At 42.4% G+C, this 19,119-nt stretch carries 13 protein-coding genes; 9 read left to right on the top strand and 4 right to left on the bottom strand.

Translation table 11 applies throughout. The features are described from left to right. Nucleotides 1–5: 5 nt before the first annotated feature. Nucleotides 6–2,396 carry a translocation and assembly module lipoprotein TamL gene (gene tamL / locus CLV25_RS10915; protein WP_131839686.1) on the bottom strand — a complete coding sequence of 797 codons (2,391 nt, stop codon included), beginning with the start codon at nucleotides 2,394–2,396 and terminating at the stop codon, nucleotides 6–8. 397 nt (nucleotides 2,397–2,793) lie between these two features. On the opposite strand from tamL, the gene CLV25_RS10910 reads away from it, so the two are divergent. After that, nucleotides 2,794–3,531, top strand: a complete 738-nt coding sequence (locus tag CLV25_RS10910; protein ID WP_131839685.1) for an RNA methyltransferase — start codon at nucleotides 2,794–2,796, stop codon at nucleotides 3,529–3,531. Here CLV25_RS10910 and CLV25_RS10905 read toward each other — a convergent pair. From CLV25_RS10905 to ubiE, 3 genes are read right to left on the bottom strand one after another with little or no spacing between them, the layout of a single operon-like run. Then, on the bottom strand, nucleotides 3,528–5,087 hold the full coding sequence (locus CLV25_RS10905; RefSeq protein ID WP_131839684.1) for an NAD(P)/FAD-dependent oxidoreductase: 1,560 nt from the start codon (nucleotides 5,085–5,087) through the stop codon (nucleotides 3,528–3,530). The two genes, CLV25_RS10910 and CLV25_RS10905, sit on opposite strands and share 4 nt — an antisense overlap. 36 nt (nucleotides 5,088–5,123) lie before the next feature. Then, nucleotides 5,124–5,876 (bottom strand): type IX secretion/gliding motility protein PorT/SprT, encoded by a 753-nt coding sequence (gene porT / locus CLV25_RS10900; RefSeq protein WP_131839683.1) that lies wholly within the window; start codon nucleotides 5,874–5,876, stop codon nucleotides 5,124–5,126. A gap of 5 nt (nucleotides 5,877–5,881) precedes the next feature. Beyond that, nucleotides 5,882–8,494, bottom strand: a complete 2,613-nt coding sequence (ubiE, locus tag CLV25_RS16050) for a bifunctional demethylmenaquinone methyltransferase/2-methoxy-6-polyprenyl-1,4-benzoquinol methylase UbiE (RefSeq protein ID WP_243649628.1) — start codon at nucleotides 8,492–8,494, stop codon at nucleotides 5,882–5,884. 219 nt (nucleotides 8,495–8,713) lie between these two features. On the opposite strand from ubiE, the gene CLV25_RS10890 reads away from it, so the two are divergent. The 8 genes from CLV25_RS10890 (at nucleotide 8,714) to CLV25_RS10855 (ending at nucleotide 19,095) form a co-directional block, all read left to right on the top strand. Continuing rightward, nucleotides 8,714–9,475, top strand: a complete 762-nt coding sequence (locus CLV25_RS10890) for an SDR family oxidoreductase (protein WP_131839682.1) — start codon at nucleotides 8,714–8,716, stop codon at nucleotides 9,473–9,475. Nucleotides 9,476–9,489: 14 nt separating this feature from the next. Continuing rightward, nucleotides 9,490–10,317, top strand: coding sequence for an MBL fold metallo-hydrolase (locus CLV25_RS10885; RefSeq protein WP_131839681.1), 828 nt, complete (start codon nucleotides 9,490–9,492; stop codon nucleotides 10,315–10,317). Between the two features lie 536 nt (nucleotides 10,318–10,853). Next, a complete protein-coding gene (locus CLV25_RS10880) occupies nucleotides 10,854–11,375 on the top strand; it encodes a nitroreductase family protein (protein ID WP_131839680.1) in 522 nt (173 codons plus the stop codon). Further along, nucleotides 11,366–11,986: a pseudouridine synthase gene (locus CLV25_RS10875; protein ID WP_131839679.1), complete on the top strand. Its 621-nt coding sequence runs from the start codon at nucleotides 11,366–11,368 to the stop codon at nucleotides 11,984–11,986. The genes CLV25_RS10880 and CLV25_RS10875 overlap by 10 nt, the downstream gene beginning before the upstream one ends. A gap of 169 nt (nucleotides 11,987–12,155) precedes the next feature. Continuing rightward, a complete protein-coding gene (locus CLV25_RS10870) occupies nucleotides 12,156–13,208 on the top strand; it encodes an efflux RND transporter periplasmic adaptor subunit (protein WP_131839678.1) in 1,053 nt (350 codons plus the stop codon). Between the two features lie 28 nt (nucleotides 13,209–13,236). Next, complete coding sequence (locus tag CLV25_RS10865; RefSeq protein WP_131839677.1) at nucleotides 13,237–16,299, top strand: efflux RND transporter permease subunit; 3,063 nt, start codon at nucleotides 13,237–13,239, stop codon at nucleotides 16,297–16,299. A 119-nt stretch (nucleotides 16,300–16,418) separates the two neighbouring features. Beyond that, nucleotides 16,419–17,726, top strand: a complete 1,308-nt coding sequence (locus tag CLV25_RS10860) for a TolC family protein (RefSeq protein ID WP_131839676.1) — start codon at nucleotides 16,419–16,421, stop codon at nucleotides 17,724–17,726. 748 nt (nucleotides 17,727–18,474) lie between these two features. Continuing rightward, the gene (locus CLV25_RS10855) at nucleotides 18,475–19,095 is read left to right on the top strand and encodes an HAD family hydrolase (protein WP_131839675.1); all 621 of its coding nucleotides are present in this window, start codon (nucleotides 18,475–18,477) and stop codon (nucleotides 19,093–19,095) included. Nucleotides 19,096–19,119 lie beyond the last annotated feature (24 nt).

Raw genomic sequence — 19,119 nt, 5'->3', positions numbered from 1 at the left:
CTACTCTAAAAAGGATAACCTATACCAATATGATATGAAAAGTAATCACTAGTTGGAATCTGGTTAAGCAAAAAGCGGCTTCCATATGGCTTAGAAGGATCAATCATTCGCATTCCAACATCAAATCGTGCAATAAGGTAGCCTAAATTCAACCTTAGACCTAAGCCTGTATTTGCAGCTATTTGACTCAGAAAAGTATCAACCTTAAAAGTAGCCTTTGAAGCCATATGATCTCTTGGAAGGAACCATACATTTCCGGCGTCAAGAAATAGAGCACCCTCAAAAGACCAAAAGAGTTTATACCTATATTCAAGATTCCCTTCAAGTTTAAAATCTCCCAATGCACGCTGTCCTTTAATCACGTCTAAATCATCCTCAGAATCAGATATTGCACCAGGCCCAAGCATCCGAACCTGCCATCCGCGCATACTATTTGCACCTCCTACAAAGTAGTACTTTTCGTAAGGTAATGCTGCAGAGTTCCCGTATGGGAAAGAAGCACCTACTTGAAAACGGAATACCATTCTATTTTTAGAATCTAGACGCTGATTGTAAACTAAAGTATAGTCAGTCCCTATAAATTGAGCATATGGCATTCCCCAAATAGAACTCGACACAGATGCATCTGCGTCACTTTTTACCCTTTTTAGTAGCGGATTAAATAAGCTGACTAAGTTTCCACCCAATTCTAAATTTAAAATGGAGTAATAGTAGCTATCCTGACTATTAATTCTCTGCGTGTTGTAGACAACAGAAAGCACCCCCGATGAAATAAAATGATCGGAAAATGCGGCATATAATAAAGGCTTGGTTTTCAGGTTTTCCTTAAGTTCATCATCGTTCGACATCTTAATGATGCTCAGATTAATGGGGGTATACGATATTTCCAGTTTCTTTTTAGTTATCCAACTATAACCAAATCCAAAATTAACCAAGCTCCGTGTATAGTAAGGACGGCTTTGATAGTTATACCCTCCAGTAAATTGAGTTTTAGGACTCTGCAATATCAACCTTTTCTGAAGATTAAAAGGCAGTAAGAATCTCGGAATGTATATAGATGACAAAACGCCATATTCTGTTGACTTATCCACTTTGTTAATAACATCTTCCTCTCTATTTCCTTTCAAGAAGTCTATAGACCCATTAAAACTCAGATTTAGCAACTCTCCTCCTTTTAATAAATTTAAATGTGAATATCCCAAACTTCCTGCAACTCCCCAAATTTCCGAAGACATATACAACTCTCCCTCAACCTTATAGCTCTGAAGCAACATTGGCGTAAGGAAGATATTGCAAGCAAGTTCTTTCGTGGCTACAAAATTCACAGCCGAAATTGCACTTGTTGTACCTGCACTAGAACTAAGAATAGAATCTTTGGCTAATTCCTTAAACTGAATATTTACAGTACGAAACATTCTCAATCCAGAAAAGTTATCGTAGGTAGCATTTACTTTAGAGTTATCATACAGTTCGTTTGGCTTAATCTGAACGGCTCCATTAATTAATTCCGACGTAACATTTCTCTTGTTCAGATACTTTATATTCAACCCACTATAGGTATACGAAGAAAACTTACCTAAATAGTCCTTGTCGACTAAGGCTTCTGTTGGTTCGTAATTCGTATATACATTTATCTCTTTAATAATGAATTTCTCGTGTTTTTTCTCCTCAACGCTTCCACTATCAGCATTATAGACCAACCCATTTTTTACAATAAGATTCAAACTCACTCTTTTTTGTCCAACAGAAGAGTCTGCTTCATAAACAATATGACTCTTATTGAAAAAGAAATATCCCTCATTTCTAAGCGATGAGGCAATTCGTTCTCGCTCCTTTTCAAGTATATCAGAATCGAAGATCATTCCTTGCTTTAGTAACGAAAAAGAGGAATTAGATTTTACTCTTTGAACCAATGTTGAGTCAGAGCCCGTAATTATGTAATCTGACAATCTATAAGGAGCATTCGTTTTAATACGAATCTTAGCCTTTACATATTTATTTTTCTGGTATGTTAAGGTATCGCTGACAACCGCGTTGTAGTATCCTTTTGAGATCAAATACTGATTAATACCTACAAGAGAACTAGCGTATAAAGAAGAATCGAAAATAACAGGAGGCTCCCCTATCTTCTGAAATGTTTTGTTAATCCAACGTTTGAATCGCGTTTTCCCAGTGCTATCCGACAAGTTGTAAATCCACAATTCTGCTGGAATACCTAAAATTCTTTTCACGGGTTGCTGCTGAACGATTCCAGTCAATGCACTCTTACTAACTTTCTTATTATCTGCCTTTAAATCGATATCCGTTAGCAGATAGGCTCCTTTGGGAACAAACTTTGTTTGAGAGCATCCTCCCAGAATCAAGGTGCACAATAAGATAAAAATCAGTTTTTTCACGAAAGGATTGGTTACATTTTAAAAACAAATATAATGGGAATGACGAAAATATTGATAAATATAAAAAAAATGCTCGATTCACATCGAGCACTTTCAACCTCTAAACACCATTGCTACTTAATAGTAGCGAAGTTAACCACTTATCTATTAGTCTTTAGCAATTCGAGCGAATTGCTAAAATCCCCCTAAGCATAACCGCTTATAAGAATTTAGGTGCAAAACTACGAAATAAATCCAAATTCCAACTTTTTCTATCAAAAAAAATGCTCCAAATGAAAACTATTGCACAGGCAATCTCTATACTTAACAATTTTATCTTATTCAAATAGGCTTTATTGATCTAGTTGTTTGCTCTACAAAAGATTAAACGCTTACCTTTGCATCTCAAATACGGCAAATGACAAAAAAAGAAATTGCAGAAGTAAAAAAACTTGCTCAAAAAAAGTATAGATATGAGCAAGGATTGTTTGTTGCTGAAGGCCTCAAGGCAATAAGAGAGATTATAGACGCGGGATTCCAAGTAGAGATACTATACGCAACCTGTCCAAACGAAATCCCTGCAAAAAAAACGTCCATCATCAGCGAAGTTGAGATGGAACGCATATCTTTTTTACAAAAACCAACGAGCTATCTAGCCCTGATCAGAATTCCTAATAGCACGAACAACTATCAAACTGAAGGTTCTCAACTAACGATTATACTCGACGATGTCCAGGATCCAGGTAATTTAGGAACCATTATACGATTGGCAGATTGGTTTGGCATACAAACCATTGTATGCAGCATAAATACAGCAGACTGCTTCAACCCTAAGGTTGTTCAGGCAACAATGGGTGCCATTGCCCGTGTAAAAATTATATACACAAACTTACACAAACTACTAAAAGAAGCCAAACAGCATAACATTCCAATCTTTGGTACCTTTATGAGCGGAGAAAATATTTACACAGCCAAACTACCCAGGAATGGAATTATCGTTATGGGAAATGAAGGCTCTGGAATAAGCAAAGAGATAGAGTATCTAATCACCCATAAGATAACCATCCCATCATTTAAAGCAGAAAATGTAGAATCACTAAACGTAGCCATTGCAACAGCAATATGCTGCTCAGAATTCAAACGACGTATTTTTTAGTGCTTTGCCCAATCGGCAACCTTATCAGCAACCCTCTCACCATCGATCGCCGCAGAAACAATCCCACCAGCATAACCAGCACCCTCGGCACAAGGGAATAGCCCCTCAATCTGAGGATGCTGAAGGGTATTGCTATCGCGAGGAATACGAACAGGAGACGATGTTCTCGATTCCACCCCAAGGATTAAGGCTTCGTTCGTTAAAAAGCCTCTCATCTTTCCATTAAAGGTTTTAAATCCTTCCTGAAGTCGTTTAGAGAAAAAGCCTGGCAACCACTGATGCATTGGTGAAGACTGAACACCTGGATGGTAAGAAGTTAAAGGTAGATCCTGAGATATCTTTCCTTGCACAAAATCCGCTAATCGCTGTGCAGGTGCAACTACCCCATTCCCTCCATTCTTAAACGCAAGACTTTCGAGTTCCATCTGCATGTATAACCCAGCCAACACTCCATGCTTTGCATAAGCAGCGGCATCCTCTATTCGCGTTTCAACAACAATACCCGAATTTGCAAACCTAGAATTACGCTCCGAAGGAGACATGCCATTTACAACAACCTCTCCTAAACCAGTTGTTGCAGGAACTATAAAGCCCCCAGGACACATGCAAAAAGAGTAAACTCCTCTCCCGGCCACCTGATTAACCAAGCTATATGCGGCAGCGGGAAGATACTCCCCTCGACTCTCCTTATGATATTGAATCGTATCTATCAACGCTTGTGGATGCTCTACGCGAACTCCCATTGCAAAAGATTTTGCTTCGAGTAGAATACCTTTTTGATGTAGCAGATGGTATATATCCCGAGCAGAGTGCCCTGTTGCCAAGATTACAGCACGACCTGTTACAATATCTCCATTGGCTGTTTTTACACCTACGGCCTTGCCTTCCTTTAGAAGGATATCTGTAACTCGCGAGTCAAAGTAAACCTTCCCACCTGCTGCAATTATTGTTTTTCGAATGTTACCAATAATACGAGGAAGAACGTTGGTCCCAATATGGGGATGAGCATCAGAAAGAATATTCTCGCTAGCACCGTGAAAACAAAGTGCTTCTAATGCTTTGCGGTAGTCTCCTCGCTTTTTCGAACGAGTGTACAACTTGCCATCAGAAAATGTACCTGCCCCACCCTCTCCAAATGCATAATTTGAATCGACATTAATCGGTTGATTTCTGTTTAAAGAAGCAACATCTCGCTTTCGTGACGAAACATCTTTTCCTCTTTCCAAGACAACTGGCTTATAACCAAGCTCTATTAAACGAAGCGCAGCAAATAATCCAGCAGGACCTGAGCCTACAATAACGACCTCATCCCTTTTAGAAACATCTCCGTACTCGAACTGGTGGCTCAAAATTTGAGGAACTTGCTCATCTAAAAACACCCGAACGCCCATACTCACCTTAACATCTCGGCTACGAGCATCAATAGAACGCCGAGTAACCATAACAAAGGCGATTTGAATAGGATCTACATTTAGCAGTTTTGCTATTATTGGCAGGTAGTATTGCTTGTCCGACGCCTGTTTTGGCGTAAGTAACAGATTTAAATCCTGTGGCATTGACTTTATTTTACCACAAAAGTAAGAATTTAAATCCTATTCGAAGTTAAAAGATATTACGACCATATCGGTAATTATCCCATCTATCGATTGGGGGAAATACTCATATCCATCCCTAGTCCGATCCGAGAGCATATTGTTCAGCCCCCTAGTGTACTTTATTTCTGTGCCAAATTTGAAATAAGGAAGATAAAAGTCAAAGCCGAAACCAAGTTCAACATAAAAGTTCAGCTTGTTCAAACCCAAATAAACATCATCGGTGAATCTTTTACGGGCCGCTAAATCATAGCGAGGAGTAAATCCGCCTATTAAATAAGGTCTAATATCGCTATGCCTAACGGCACTATACTTTAAAAGAATAGGAACCTCTATCATTGAGGATTCAATTTTCATCTTATGGTAAAGGGAGTCCTTTTCGTTAGCCGCATTTGTTATAGCATAGAACGAAAACGTTCGCTGTCCAAACGACATTCCAGGCAATACTCGAAGTCCAAGATTACGGGTTATTCTTAACTCAGATATGATGTTTACATTAAAACCAGGAAGTACTTGAGATATATCTGTCCAAAGCAAAACGGTCTTACCATACTCATCGACAGCAAAGAATCTTTTACAATCAACCTCTGCATCCATGCTGTTTATCCCTAATGAAAATCCAAAGTGGATACGCTTTCCTAAATCATAAGCAGGGTTGGTAAGGGGACGACTCTTTTTTAACTGCCCATAAGAAAAGTTTGCCAAAAACACGGCAACAATCACTAAAAGAGCAAACCTTCCCCTACTATTCATACTCACTACTTCTCTCCGATATAGATATTTGCAACACCAAAAGTTAATGGAATGATCCTCGCTTTTGTAAAACCAGCTTCTTTAAGTAACGCTAAGAAACTTGCTCCACTTGGGAAAGCCTCCACCGATTCGGGTAAATAAGTATATGCCGACCGATCCTTAGAAAAGAACCTACCAACAAATGGAAGTATCCTAAAGAAATAAAACTTGTAAAGATTTCTAATGGGAAATTTTGTTGGCATGGCAAACTCCAAAACAGCCACACCTCCTCCAGGCTTTAGGACTCGATGCATTTCTCTTAAGCCAAGTAGCGGATTCTCAAAATTTCGAACGCCAAAAGCAACTGTAGCAAAATCGAAGGTGCTGCTGTCAAAGTTAATGATTTCAGAATCACCTTTTTGAAGAAAAATTACACCATCAAGTTTTTCCTTTTTTACCTTTTCAACCCCCACTTCTACCATTTTTGTGGAGATATCAATCCCTACAATATTCTGAGGTCTAAGCTTAGACAATGCGATTGCAAGATCTCCAGTTCCTGTCGCAACATCAAGAATTCGAGAAGGCCTATACTTGCCAACTTCCTTTACCAACTTTTTACGCCAAAGCTTATCTATCCCTAACGAAAGAAAGTGATTTAAAAAATCATACTTATACGCAATATTGTCAAACATGCTTGCAACCTGTTCCTTCTTCGTCGATTGTGAATCTGCGTAGGGCTTAACAACCTTTTTCGATGCCATTTTCTTTATATTATTATCGAATGCAAAGGAAACTTTCTTTTTTAAATCAGCAATAAAACCATACGAAACATCGTCTATTCTTATTTCTCCTTTAGTTACATGCCCCAGCAATGTTATAGGCACCCCCGTTTCTTGCATAAAATCAACAAAATGAGCTTCATGCTCTTCTGATACGGCTAAAACAGTACGCCCAATAGAGTCATCAAACAAAAATTTTTCTGAGGATTGTTCCGTATCACCAGTTATATCGAAGCCTAAATTCAGGCTTTCACCCATCGAAAATAGAGAAAAGAAAAGGCCTCCTCGTGAAATTGGAGAAATGGCATTTACTATTTTGGAACTAACCAAGTTTGATATTATGCGATTTGAAAAAGGCAATTCCTCGTTGGAAGATGTTGAGCAACCAGTTCCACAAGAAGCAAGGTCTATGGAATAAATTAGTTCACCTTTCTGCTTAAAACCCGACATTAGTTCGGAAACCTTATGTTCCAACTTAGAGACTAGTCCAAAGGATAAAACATAATCAGCCGATATACTAGCAATCTCTTCACGCTCAATTTTGCATCGTATCGAGAATATATCCAAAAATCTAATTAACTCATCAATCATTCTCTGCCCATAACCGCCATTACTACCAGTCCGCTCAATCAACCGAATTAAGGCTAAACTAGGGGTAGCACCATAAGCCTGATGCTCAAAAATCACCCTCAAGGTAGAGTCCAACGCTCCTCCTAAATCGGCATCGTGTACATACGTATCTAATGACACCATGAATCTACCTATACCTTTTACGGCAAAATACGTTACGTACGGAGAACGAGCAACGCTCGTTTGATATGTATTAATACACGAGTCAAAACGAGACGCTAGCAAACTTGGAGATACATATTCGATGTTTTCGAGAACATCTTGAATAGAGCGTTCTACATGATGACTTTGAGGAACAAAAGTCTCCTCGCTCCTATGCAACTTTACAGATGAACTACCATAGCATTGATAGCTTACCGCTAAAAGAATAATTTCGTTAACTAGAATTGAGGAAAAAAGAAGCCTTTCTCCATTTCTTATAAAGACACTCTCTTCAACTCCTTCAAAAACAGTTCCGCAAGAAACAGCATTAAGGTTTTTACACACCTCTTCAAACCTATCTACAGCAGTAGGAGAAACAACGCACAAAAACGTTTTATGCCCGGCAGATTCCTTCAGCAAATCCGTATCAAGCAAAAACTTGTATCCAAACTGGGTAGCTAACCGAACAACGAAGCAGCAATCAGACTCTTCCTCTATCAGACTATAAAAGATATCGCTCCCCACGCTCCTTAAAGAGCATAGGATATCAAAAAAATCATACTCCTTCAGCAACGACGAACTCGACTCTCCAGAAAAAGTAACCGCATACACTTTATAAAATGGATGAGTAAGCGAGAAAGCCTCAGAATCATTAGACAACCCAATATCTAACGAAATAAGCATCGGTTTAGTAAGAGTTTTCGAGTAAGCCATTCGAGAAGCAACTACAGCACATCCACTCGAAGCATAGAATTTAGCAGTATAGTCAATAATTTTCCCCAGATGAAAGGAGGTTCGGTTGTAAAAAGGGACTACACCGGAGAGCAAGGAGAAGGAGGGCTTCGGATTGCTCAGCACAATAGAACTCATCCCTGCATCTCGTTGTCCAAAAATACTTTGGTGAATCCTAAAATTAATAGGCAGATCATCAAATGCACTATCAGAGCAGGCAATACAATGCCGAAACAACATCCTAATAAGACTCTTACGCGAATCGGGCATTGCATTATAATCGGCAATTTTTGCTGATAAGAAATGACCAATTTGATCATTTTCGGTAGGTGAATTTCCCGTTTTTGCTATTAACATAGGAAGCACTTTAGCATCAAATATAAAAAATACTTATTGAAATACAAGACACTCCAATTTAATGCTAAACAACTAATTAACATTTCAGATATAACCTTAATATTTAACTCTTTAAAATCTCGATTCTACGAAACGAGAAGGTCTTTAGCTATTCCTTAAAATCCTTTTTCGTACCTTTGCAGGACATTTTTGCAACAGCTCAAAAACACAACAGACCAAATGAAAAAAATTGCACTTGTAACTGGTGCGACTTCAGGAATTGGCAGAGCCACTGCACTTCTTCTCGCAGAAAACGGCTATAACCTAATAATCACCGGACGGCGTACAGAACTTTTAGACAACTTAAAGAAAGAAATTGAGGTTAAGTATAAGGCGGATGTGCTTCCTTTAAGTTTTGATGTAAGAGACAAGGATCAAGTAGATGCTGCTATTAGCAACCTTCACGAACGTTGGAGAAAAATTGATGTTCTGATAAACAATGCAGGACTAGCCGCAGGATTAAACCATGTCCAAGAAGGACTGGAAGAAGACTGGGAGCGTATGATTGATACCAACATCAAAGGATTGCTATATGTAACCCGCAGGGTTGCCCCCATAATGATTGAGCACAAGGGTGGCCATATTGTAAATATAGGCTCAATTGCAGGCTCGGAGGTTTACGAAAACGGGAATGTTTACTGTGCTACAAAGCATGCTGTTAATGCCCTTTCAAAAGCAATGCGCATAGACTTGCTCAAATCCAACATTAAGGTAACGCAGATTCGCCCTGGAATGGTAGAAACGGAATTTTCAATTGTCCGCTTCCATGGCGACGAAGACAAGGCGAAAAATGTTTATTCTGGCATTACGCCTCTTTTTGCCGAAGATATAGCGCAAACAATTTTATTTGTCTTAACAAGACCTGCCCACGTAAGCATTAACGACATCGAAGTAACTCCTACACAGCAAGCGAGTTCGACATACGTAACTAGAAATTTGTAACCAAGTTATTCATAATGCAAAAAAGGCCGCAAGTAAGCGGTCTTTTTTCATTTGGAAGCGCATCTAAAACAGACATTTTTTATCTTGCCATAAAAACAAAAACTCCAATGGCTACAAAATTTGAACACTTGCTGATTCTAAGCGCCATCCTTATGGGGATACTATCGTTTAAGCAGGCAAATAACAAAGAAACTTTTACGACAAATGAAGGCGACCTAAACATTACGCTTTTAGGACATGCCAGCCTACTGTTGCAATTTAATGGCAAAAATATATACATAGACCCATGCAAGGCCTTTACAAAGGAAGCCACCCCTCTTAAAGCCGATGCTATTATTATAACTCACAGTCATTTTGACCATTTTGATGCAAAAGAAATAGAGCGTTTATCAACAAAAAACACAATAATTGTTGCACCAGAACAGTACAGCAATATAAAGCCAGCAATCATACTAAAGAACGGGCAGAAAAAGATCATACTTGGGATAAACGTTGAAGCAGTTCCTGCATACAATATCAAACATAAAACAGACAATGGAACTTTATTTCATCCAAAAGGAGAAGGAAACGGTTATGTACTAACAATCGGAAATAAAAAGTTTTATGTAGCGGGCGACACTGAGGATGTCCCAGAGATGGCAAATTTAAAAGAGATTGATGTCGCATTCATACCATTAAACCTACCTTACACAATGGATATCAACATGTTTGATTCGACCGTCAAAATAATTAATCCTAAAATTGTATACCCTTATCACTATAAAGGATCAGACCTTAATGCGTTGAAAAGTAAATTAGAAACTTACAAAAAGATTGATGTTCGAATTAGGAATATATACTAACACAAGCTACAAACATCTACAAACAGCCCAATAGAGATTTACAATTAACATCGCAAATCAAAGATTCTGAAATTACCTTGATCGCTTAAAAAGGGAAACCGCTCAAGAATTTGAGCGGTTTCCCTTTTTAAGCGATCAATTTCCAACTAACATTTAAGCAATTTCAGAACAAACTAACTTAACTGTTCTTGTAACTTCATGGTGTTTATTAAGTTGAAAGTCTCAAAACAAGCATTAGATATCGCAGCAAAACTTTTTTTGAGAGTATTCACTGTCTTTGTTACAAATGTAGGCTCTTTTTTGACCAGCAAGTAGTGCTAGTTTGCCAATTATCACATTCAGAAGAGAAATTAAAAGCATGGCGTTTTACACAGTATTATATATCAATACATTACACCATGCAAAAAATTGCACAGTCAATTACTTCTATAATTAAAAAGTAAACAAGAGCAATAACTTATAAAACGGCTCAAATTATTTTTTGAGGTTTACTCTGCCATTTACTAAATTTGAAAGGCAACCCAAAAGCACGAACAATGAACAATACAATTAAATGCATTCTTGAAAGAAAGAGTGTTCGCCAATACTCAAAACAAGCCATTGAGCGAGAAACCATAGAACTACTCGTGAGAGCAGCAATGGCTGCCCCATCAGCAAAAAACAGGCAACCATGGACGTTTATTGCTATTACCCAGAAGGGAATGCTCATACAACTCTCAGACGGGCTTCCCTATGCAAAAATGGTAAAAGACGCCCCTTGCGCCATTATCGTATGTGGCGACCTCTCTAGGACTAAAGAAGAGGATAAGAACAAATGGGTTGTGGATTGCTCTGCTGCCACTGAAAACTTGCTGCTTGCGGCAGAATCTCTTGGACTTGGAGCAGTATGGACTGGCGTTTATCCTGACACCGACAGAGTCGAATTTGTGAGTAAATGTCTTAATCTTCCAGATTTTGTAATTCCGCTAAACGTTATTCCGGTTGGACATCCCTCTGGAGAAAACAAACCAAAGGATAAGTTCAAACCAGAACTGCTAAAGTGGGAGAGATGGGAGTAAAAGTACAGAAACGCAAGCAAAGTAGCGGTAAAAACTTCTGCTACTTTGTAGTTTACAAGCCATATGGCATGCTCTCTCAGTTTAGCAAGGAAGGCGAAAAGCCTACTCTTGCCGATTTAGGTTTTGCTTTCCCGAGAGATGCCTACCCGGTAGGAAGATTGGACCACGATAGCGAGGGTTTGCTCTTAATTACCAACGACAAAAGTCTTAACAGCAAACTTCTAAGTCCCAAAAATCACTATAAAAAAACATACTGGGTACAAGTAGATCGAGAGATTAGCGATGAAGCAATAGAGCAACTACGAAAGGGTGTTATTATAAACATAAATGGAGAATATAAAACACGTCCTGCAATAGTCAATAGAATTGTAGAACCTACGCTACCAGAACGAGTTCCTCCAATAAGATTTAGGGTTAACGTACCTACAAGTTGGATTGAATTATCCATTACAGAAGGCAAAAATCGACAGGTGAGAAAAATGACGGCAGCCGTAGGTTTTCCTACTTTAAGACTTATTAGAAGTGCAATAGGGCCACTATACATTGACAACATGAATTCTGGAGACGTCAAAATCTTAGAAGAGGCCGAAATTGCAACCCTTTTTTACTAATACAACCTTAGAAATCTCACATCTAGGATTGTTAATCTAACGATATTCAACCTATAAGCATTTGCGTTTATCCTCAAAAAAGTAAGAAAACAATGTGAGAAGTAAAAGTTTTCAAAAAGAACCGCGTCTAAAGGTTACTAAAATCTATTTGTGAACTAAGTTACAGCCCATGCAATCTTTAAAGGCAACTTCAAAAACAGTAGTGCTACTTCTAGCATCATTTATGCTAATTACAGCTTGCTCCAATCAAAAAGGAGGCAAACCCAAAGGGAAAGACAAGGACAAAAAGCCTTTAGCCGTTAATGCGCTTATTGCCAAGGCTTCAAAACTAGAAGACGAGGTCTCGCTTAATGGGACGCTTTTGGCAAATGAACAGGTTGAGCTAAAAGCAGAATCGCAAGGTAAGATTACGATTCTAAACATCGCAGAAGGGGCTTCCATCAGGAAAGGAGCGCTTTTAGCAAAGCTTAACGATGCTGATCTGCAAGCAACCCTAAAGCGTCAAATAGCACAAGAAACCCAGCTTAGCAATGAAGAAAAAAGAAAGAAAGCCCTTCTTGCGGTGAACGGAATAAGCCAACAAGAGTACGAGCAAGCTAAAACATCGCTCGACGCTATTCGTGCCGATATTCAAATGACCCATGCACAAATTGCCAAAACAGAAATACGGGCTCCATTTGATGGAACCGTGGGACTCCGAACCGTAAGCCTAGGTGCATTTGTCAGCCAAAATAGCACTATTGCGAAGCTGGTACAAACCCACCCCCTAAAAGTTGAATTCAACTTACCCGAACGCTACTCCATGTCTATCCTCAAAGGACAAGAAATTAGCTTTACTGTTGAAGGTGATGATGCCGATTACAAAGCCAAGATATATGCCATAGAACCCGAGATTGACCAACTTTCAAGAACGGTTAAGGTTCGAGGGTATGCCTCAAATGTAAAAAACAAACTTTTACCCGGATCATACATTAAAGTAAGCATTCCGCTACAAGGAGGCGTTGCACTTCTTGTTCCTGCTGAAACCATAGTTCCACAGCTAGGTACTCAAAACCTATACGTTGTAAAAGGAGGTAAGGCTGTGCTTACCGAAGTAAGAACAGGCTTTAGAACAGGAACCCACGTAGAAATTATCAAAGGGATTACACAAGGAGATACCGTAATTACCACAGGGCTTATGATGCTAAAGAACGAAATGCCTGTAAATGTTACAGTCGAGTAATCTGATCCTAACCTCTTAATCGTTTACTATGAGCATTTACTCGACAAGCATAAAACGTCCGGTTCTTACAATGGTATATTCCATTGTAATCGTTCTTTTTGGTTTCGTAGGATTTAGCTACCTGGGTATTCGCGAGTATCCCAGCATCGACCCTCCCGTTGTTACCGTAAACACAAGCTATACAGGGGCAAATGCCGATGTTATTGAGGCTCAAATCACCGAACCTCTCGAAGCTTCCATAAACGGTATTCAAGGTATAAAATCGCTTTCATCAGCGTCTTCGGATGGGAGAAGCCGAATTACCGTTGAGTTTGATTTAGGGAAGGATATGGAAAGCGCCACCAACGATGTGCGCGACCGCGTTTCGCAGGCAATCCGCCTACTTCCCAAAGATGTCGACCCTCCTGTTGTTTCGAAGGCCGATGCCGACTCCGACCCGGTAATATCGTTCTCCGTTCAAAGTAACAAGCGAGGTTTATTGGAACTTTCCGACTTAGCAAACAACGTTCTTAAAGAAAGGCTTCAAACCATAAATGGAGTAAGCCAGGTTGCCATTTGGGGAGAAAAGCGCTACGCGATGAAGTTGGAACTAGACCCTGCAAAAATGGCGGCCTACAAAATTACCCCCAGCGATATCCGTACGGCCCTTGCAAAGGAAAATATTGAGCTGCCTGCCGGACGCGTTGAAGGCTACAATATGGAATTAAGCATCCGAACACTTGGAAGGCTTACCACCGTGGAGGAATTCAACAACCTGATACTAAAAGAAGCCGATGGCTCCATTATTAAGCTTAGAGATGTTGGCGTTGCCAACCTAAAGCCCGAAAACGAACGAAGCATTAACCGTGGCAAAGGGCTAGTTCCTCAGGTTGCCATTGCGCTAATTCCCCAACCAGGCTCTAACCAAATCGAAATTGCCAACGAGGCTTACAAGCGCGTAGAGCAGCTAAAGAGGGAACTCCCTAAGGATATCAGCATTAACCCGGTTTGGGACGTTACCACAAATATCCGCAAAGCAATATTTGAAGTAGAGGAAACCATTCTGCTCGCCTTCATTCTTGTAGTGCTGGTTATCTTCTTCTTCCTCCGCAGCTGGAGAACGACGCTTATCCCTATTATAGCCATTCCAATATCGCTCATCGGCAGCTTCTTTGTGATGTACGTTGCCGGTTTTTCCATCAATGTGCTTACGCTGCTAGGGGTTGTGCTCACAACAGGACTTGTGGTTGACGATGCGATAGTTGTTCTTGAGAATATCTTTAAAAAGATTGAGCGTGGCGAAGATACCTACAAGGCCAGCATGGAGGGAACAAAGGAAATTTTCTTTGCAGTTCTCTCCACCACCATTACGCTTATTGCCGTTTTCTTCCCAATCATCTTCCTCGAAGGGGTTACGGGTAGGCTATTCCGCGAATTTGGTATTGTTGTTGCCTCTTCAATCCTCATCTCGTGCTTCGTATCGTTGACCCTAACGCCAATGATGTGCGCCCGAGTTCTTGTTCACAAGAAGAGCCAGAGCAAGTTCTACCTGCTTTCGGAACGATTCTTCGAATGGCTAAGCAGCAGCTACCAAAAATCGCTAACCCGATTTATACATAACCGATGGCTAGCCATTGTAATAATGCTCATCTCGCTAGGCATTATCTTATTCATTGGAAAGATGCTCCCTTCGGAGCTTGCACCTCTCGAGGATAAGGGGCGTGTGTCGCTTATGGCAACCGCACCAGAGGGTACAGGGTTCGAAAAAATGGACAGCTACATACTAAACCTAGCCCAAGTTGTAGATACCATTCCCGAAGTAGAAAGCGTTATTGCCCTAACCTCGTATGGAGGTGGGAGCGTAAACAACGGCTTTATTAGAATTTCGCTAGTGCCTAAGACCGAGCGCTCGCGCTCGCAACAGGAAATTGCAGAGATGCTCTCGGACGTAGCCAAAAAGAACAACTTTGCTAAGACATTCGCCATTCAGGAGCAAACCATTAACACCGGAAGAGGTGGCGGAATGCCCGTTAGCTTTGTAATACAAGCGCCCAACTTCGAAAAGCTGAAGGAGTACCTTCCCCGCTTCCTAGATAAGGCGCAGGCTAGCCCCGTTTTCCAAGCGGTTGACGTTAACCTGAAGTTTAACAAGCCCGAGATGCAGATACGAATTGACCGCGATAAGGCCCGATCGGCAGGCGTTACCGTGTCCGACATATCGGAGGCCCTACAGCTCTACTTCAGTGGCCAACGTTACGGCTACTTCATAATGAACGGTAAGCAGTACCAGGTAATCGGCCAAGCCTCGCGTAGCTTGCGCGACGACCCGGACGACATCAAGAGCATATTCATCCGCAGCAGCTCGGGTGCGCTAATCCAGCTAGGCGAACTTGTTTCCACCATCGAGGAGAGCACGCCACCGCAGCGCTTCCGCTACAACCGCTACATATCGGCAACCGTATCGGCCAACCCCGCTCCGGGCAAAACCATGGGGCAAGGCATCGACGAGATGCGAAGCATCGCCAAAGAAACGCTCGACGACTCCTTCTCCACCACCCTATCGGGTATTTCGCAGCAGTTCGAGGAAAGTTCGAACAGCCTATACTTCGCGTTTATCCTTGCAATCGTGCTGATCTACCTCGTTCTGGCGGCCCAGTTCGAGAGCTTCCGCGATCCGCTTATCATCATGTTTACCGTACCTCTGGCCCTATCGGGAGCCCTGCTTTCGCTTTGGCTATTTGGGCAAACGATGAACATCTTTAGCCAGATTGGCATCATCGTTCTGATAGGCATTGTTACCAAAAACGGAATCCTTATTGTAGAATTCGCCAACCAGAAAAAGCAGGAAGGAATGAGCCTACGCGCTGCCGCCATTGAGGCCTCCGCGCTCCGCCTTCGCCCTATTCTGATGACCAGCTTGGCTACTGTGTTTGGCAACCTTCCGATTGCGCTTGCACTTGGGGCGGCATCAACCAGCCGTATCCCATTAGGTATTGCGGTAGTAGGTGGACTAATATTTGCGCTGGTGCTAACGCTCTACGTTATCCCGGCCCTATACACCTACATGTCGAAGAAGACGGCCAACATCAAGCACAGCAAAGATCTGGAGTAGAAACCCGCTAGTGCCGTAAAGAAACGAACATTGCAACCTGCATGGCTAGCCGCTGCAAACAGAAATGACGAAAGCGTGGCTATGCGGATTGCATTCAACCTTAAAAAAATTTTATTCGGATGAAAAAAACAATACTACTGCTCATCGCCAGCGCCTGCTGCGGGATTGGCACCTCGGCTCAGGAGCTGCTAACCCTGCAGGATGCCGTAAGGCTGGGGCTCGAAAATGGGTACTCCATCCGCATAGCCAAAAACGAGTACAGCATTGCCACCAACAACAACACGTACGGCAATGCAGGATTCCTTCCCCGCATCGATGCCTCGGTAGGGGGAAACATCCGTAAATCGTCCGACGAAACCACCAAGCTCGACGGAGCTACCGTTTCGGCAGATCCCCGCACCGTAAACGCCTCGGCGGGCATCTCGCTTTCGTGGACGCTTTTCGATGGAATGGGCATGTTTATCGCAAAAGATAAGCTTACGCTCCTACAGAAGCAGGGCGAAACGAGCCTAAGAGCAAGCATGGAGAGCGCTACCGCGCAAATCATATCGACCTACAACGCCGTTGTCCAGCAGAAGCAGCTGGTAAAGGTGTTTGACGAAGCGCTAAGCATCTCCGAGCAGCGCGTAAAGATTGCTCGAACGGCCCGAAGCATCGGGTCGGCATCCGAGGTAACGCTACTAAAATCCGAGGTAGACTACAAGAGCGACAGCTCGAACCTAGTGCAGCAGCAGCTTAACCTAAGCAACCTAAAAGCCGACCTCAACCAGCTGCTAGGCCGTGCCCCCGAAACCGCCTTCGAGGTACAGGAACAGCCCCTATCGGCCAGCCCAATAGTCTACCAGGAGCTTGTGGCCAAGGCTATGGAGCAGAACCCAAGCCTTATAGAGGCTCGCCAAGAGGTCGCCATTCAGCTGCTAAACGTAAAGGATGCCAAATCGGCCATGCTGCCCACCGTTAGCCTCAACACCAGCTACAGCTACAACAAGTACGACTACACCAGCTCGTCTAACAAAAAGTACCAAACCCACGGCCCATACGTTGGCGTAACGGCTGGTGTAACGCTTTTCAACGGCTTTAATACCCGCCGAAGCATTAAAAATGCCCAGCTGCAGAGCAGCACCATGGAGGTACGCACCCAGCAGCTGGAGCAGGAGCTAAGATCGGCCATCCTGAAAACCTACAACGCTTACACCACAGCCCAATCGGTAGTGGCCATCGAAAAGAAGGCGCTGGAGCTGGCGCAGAAAAACCTGAACATCGCCCTAAAGGCCTACGAGCAGGGCTCCATTAGCGACATCGACATGCGCGAAACGCAGAAGAGCTTTATCGACGTTTCGTACAGGCTAATAAACGCTCAGGTAACCCTAAAGGATACCGAGGTGGAGCTCCGCCGCATCTCAGGAACGCTCATCCTCCCCGAGTAGCAACAGCCCAAAGCATACGAAAGGCGAACCCTCATACCGGATTCGCCTTTTTTACGTTCGATAGCCTGCAATCATCACCGCCTCAGGCCTACTGCAATGCCACAGGTCTTCGCCGCCCAACAGGAGGCATAACCGCTCCTACTTTTAGCCTCCGCCAACCGTCGGTAGCCCAAACATGCGCCCTAAGTGCCTTCTGCCACCCTGCGGCAGCCCTTCGGAGTCTTACTTTACGGCTCCGCCACCTTTCGGAGGCCCATTTTATGTCGGTTTGGGACTGCTGGAGAATGTGTATTTTTCAAATCATTTTTTATCAAAAAAACTACAAGTGTATTTTTCATGATAAAAATGGCATTCAAAAAAATACAAGTGTTTTTTTTCAATCCTCATTCTGTGGATATAAAATTCACTTGTAATTTTAATCTAATAACACTAAACACAAATTTTTCACTTGTATTTTTCAGTACAAAATATGTAGTATTAATAATACACTTGTATTTTTCGCAACACTTTTGTCACGAAAAATGCAACATCTACAGGTAACCTCTCGGGTCGCAGTTTTGCCCCTCCGTCGGCCTACGGAGCTCCAAAATAACGTAATGTTAGCCTTCCGACAACCTTCAGAGCACTACTTCGGGTCGTAAAAGATCTCCTCCATTCGTACAGAACGATAAACAGAGCTTACGTTTGGTAAACGCGGCCCAGCGAGGCTTTCATTTGCTACATTTGCTGTTCACCAAAAAACCGAATCATGGGCAACAACATCAAAACAATCATTTTCGACCTAGGGGGCGTTCTCATCGACTGGAATCCAGAGTACGTTTACCGTAAGATTTTCGATAACGACGAGCAGAAGATGCGGTGGTTCCTTACCGAGATTTGCCCCTACAGCTGGAACGAGAATCAGGATGCCGGCAAGAGCTGGGAGCAGGCCATTGCCGAGAAGGTGGCCGAATACCCCCAGTACCGCGAGTGGATAGAGGCCTACTACGGCCGCTGGGAGGAGATGCTGGGCGGCTCTAACGCCCAAACGGTAGAGGTGCTACGCCAGCTGAAGCAGCGCAACGGATACCAGCTGCTGGCCCTTACCAACTGGAGCGCCGAAACGTTCCCAACCGCAATGCGCCACTTCGAGTTCCTCCACTGGTTCGATGGCATCGTGGTTTCGGGCGCCGAAAAGACGCGAAAACCGTTCCCCAAGATATACAAGATCCTCTTCGAGCGGTACAAGGTAACCCCCTCGGAGGCCATTTTTATAGACGACAACCGAAAGAACGTGGAGGCAGGCCAGCAGCTAGGACTTAACGGCGTTTGCTTTTCCGATGCAGAGCAGCTAAAGGAGCAGCTCGCCAGCTTTGGCGTTGAGCTGTAGCCATAAAAAAGGGAGCAGCTGTAG

Source organism: Acetobacteroides hydrogenigenes, assembly GCF_004340205.1.
Lineage (GTDB): Bacteria > Bacteroidota > Bacteroidia > Bacteroidales > ZOR0009 > Acetobacteroides > Acetobacteroides hydrogenigenes.
This window is presented reverse-complemented; position numbering and strand designations above follow the sequence as displayed.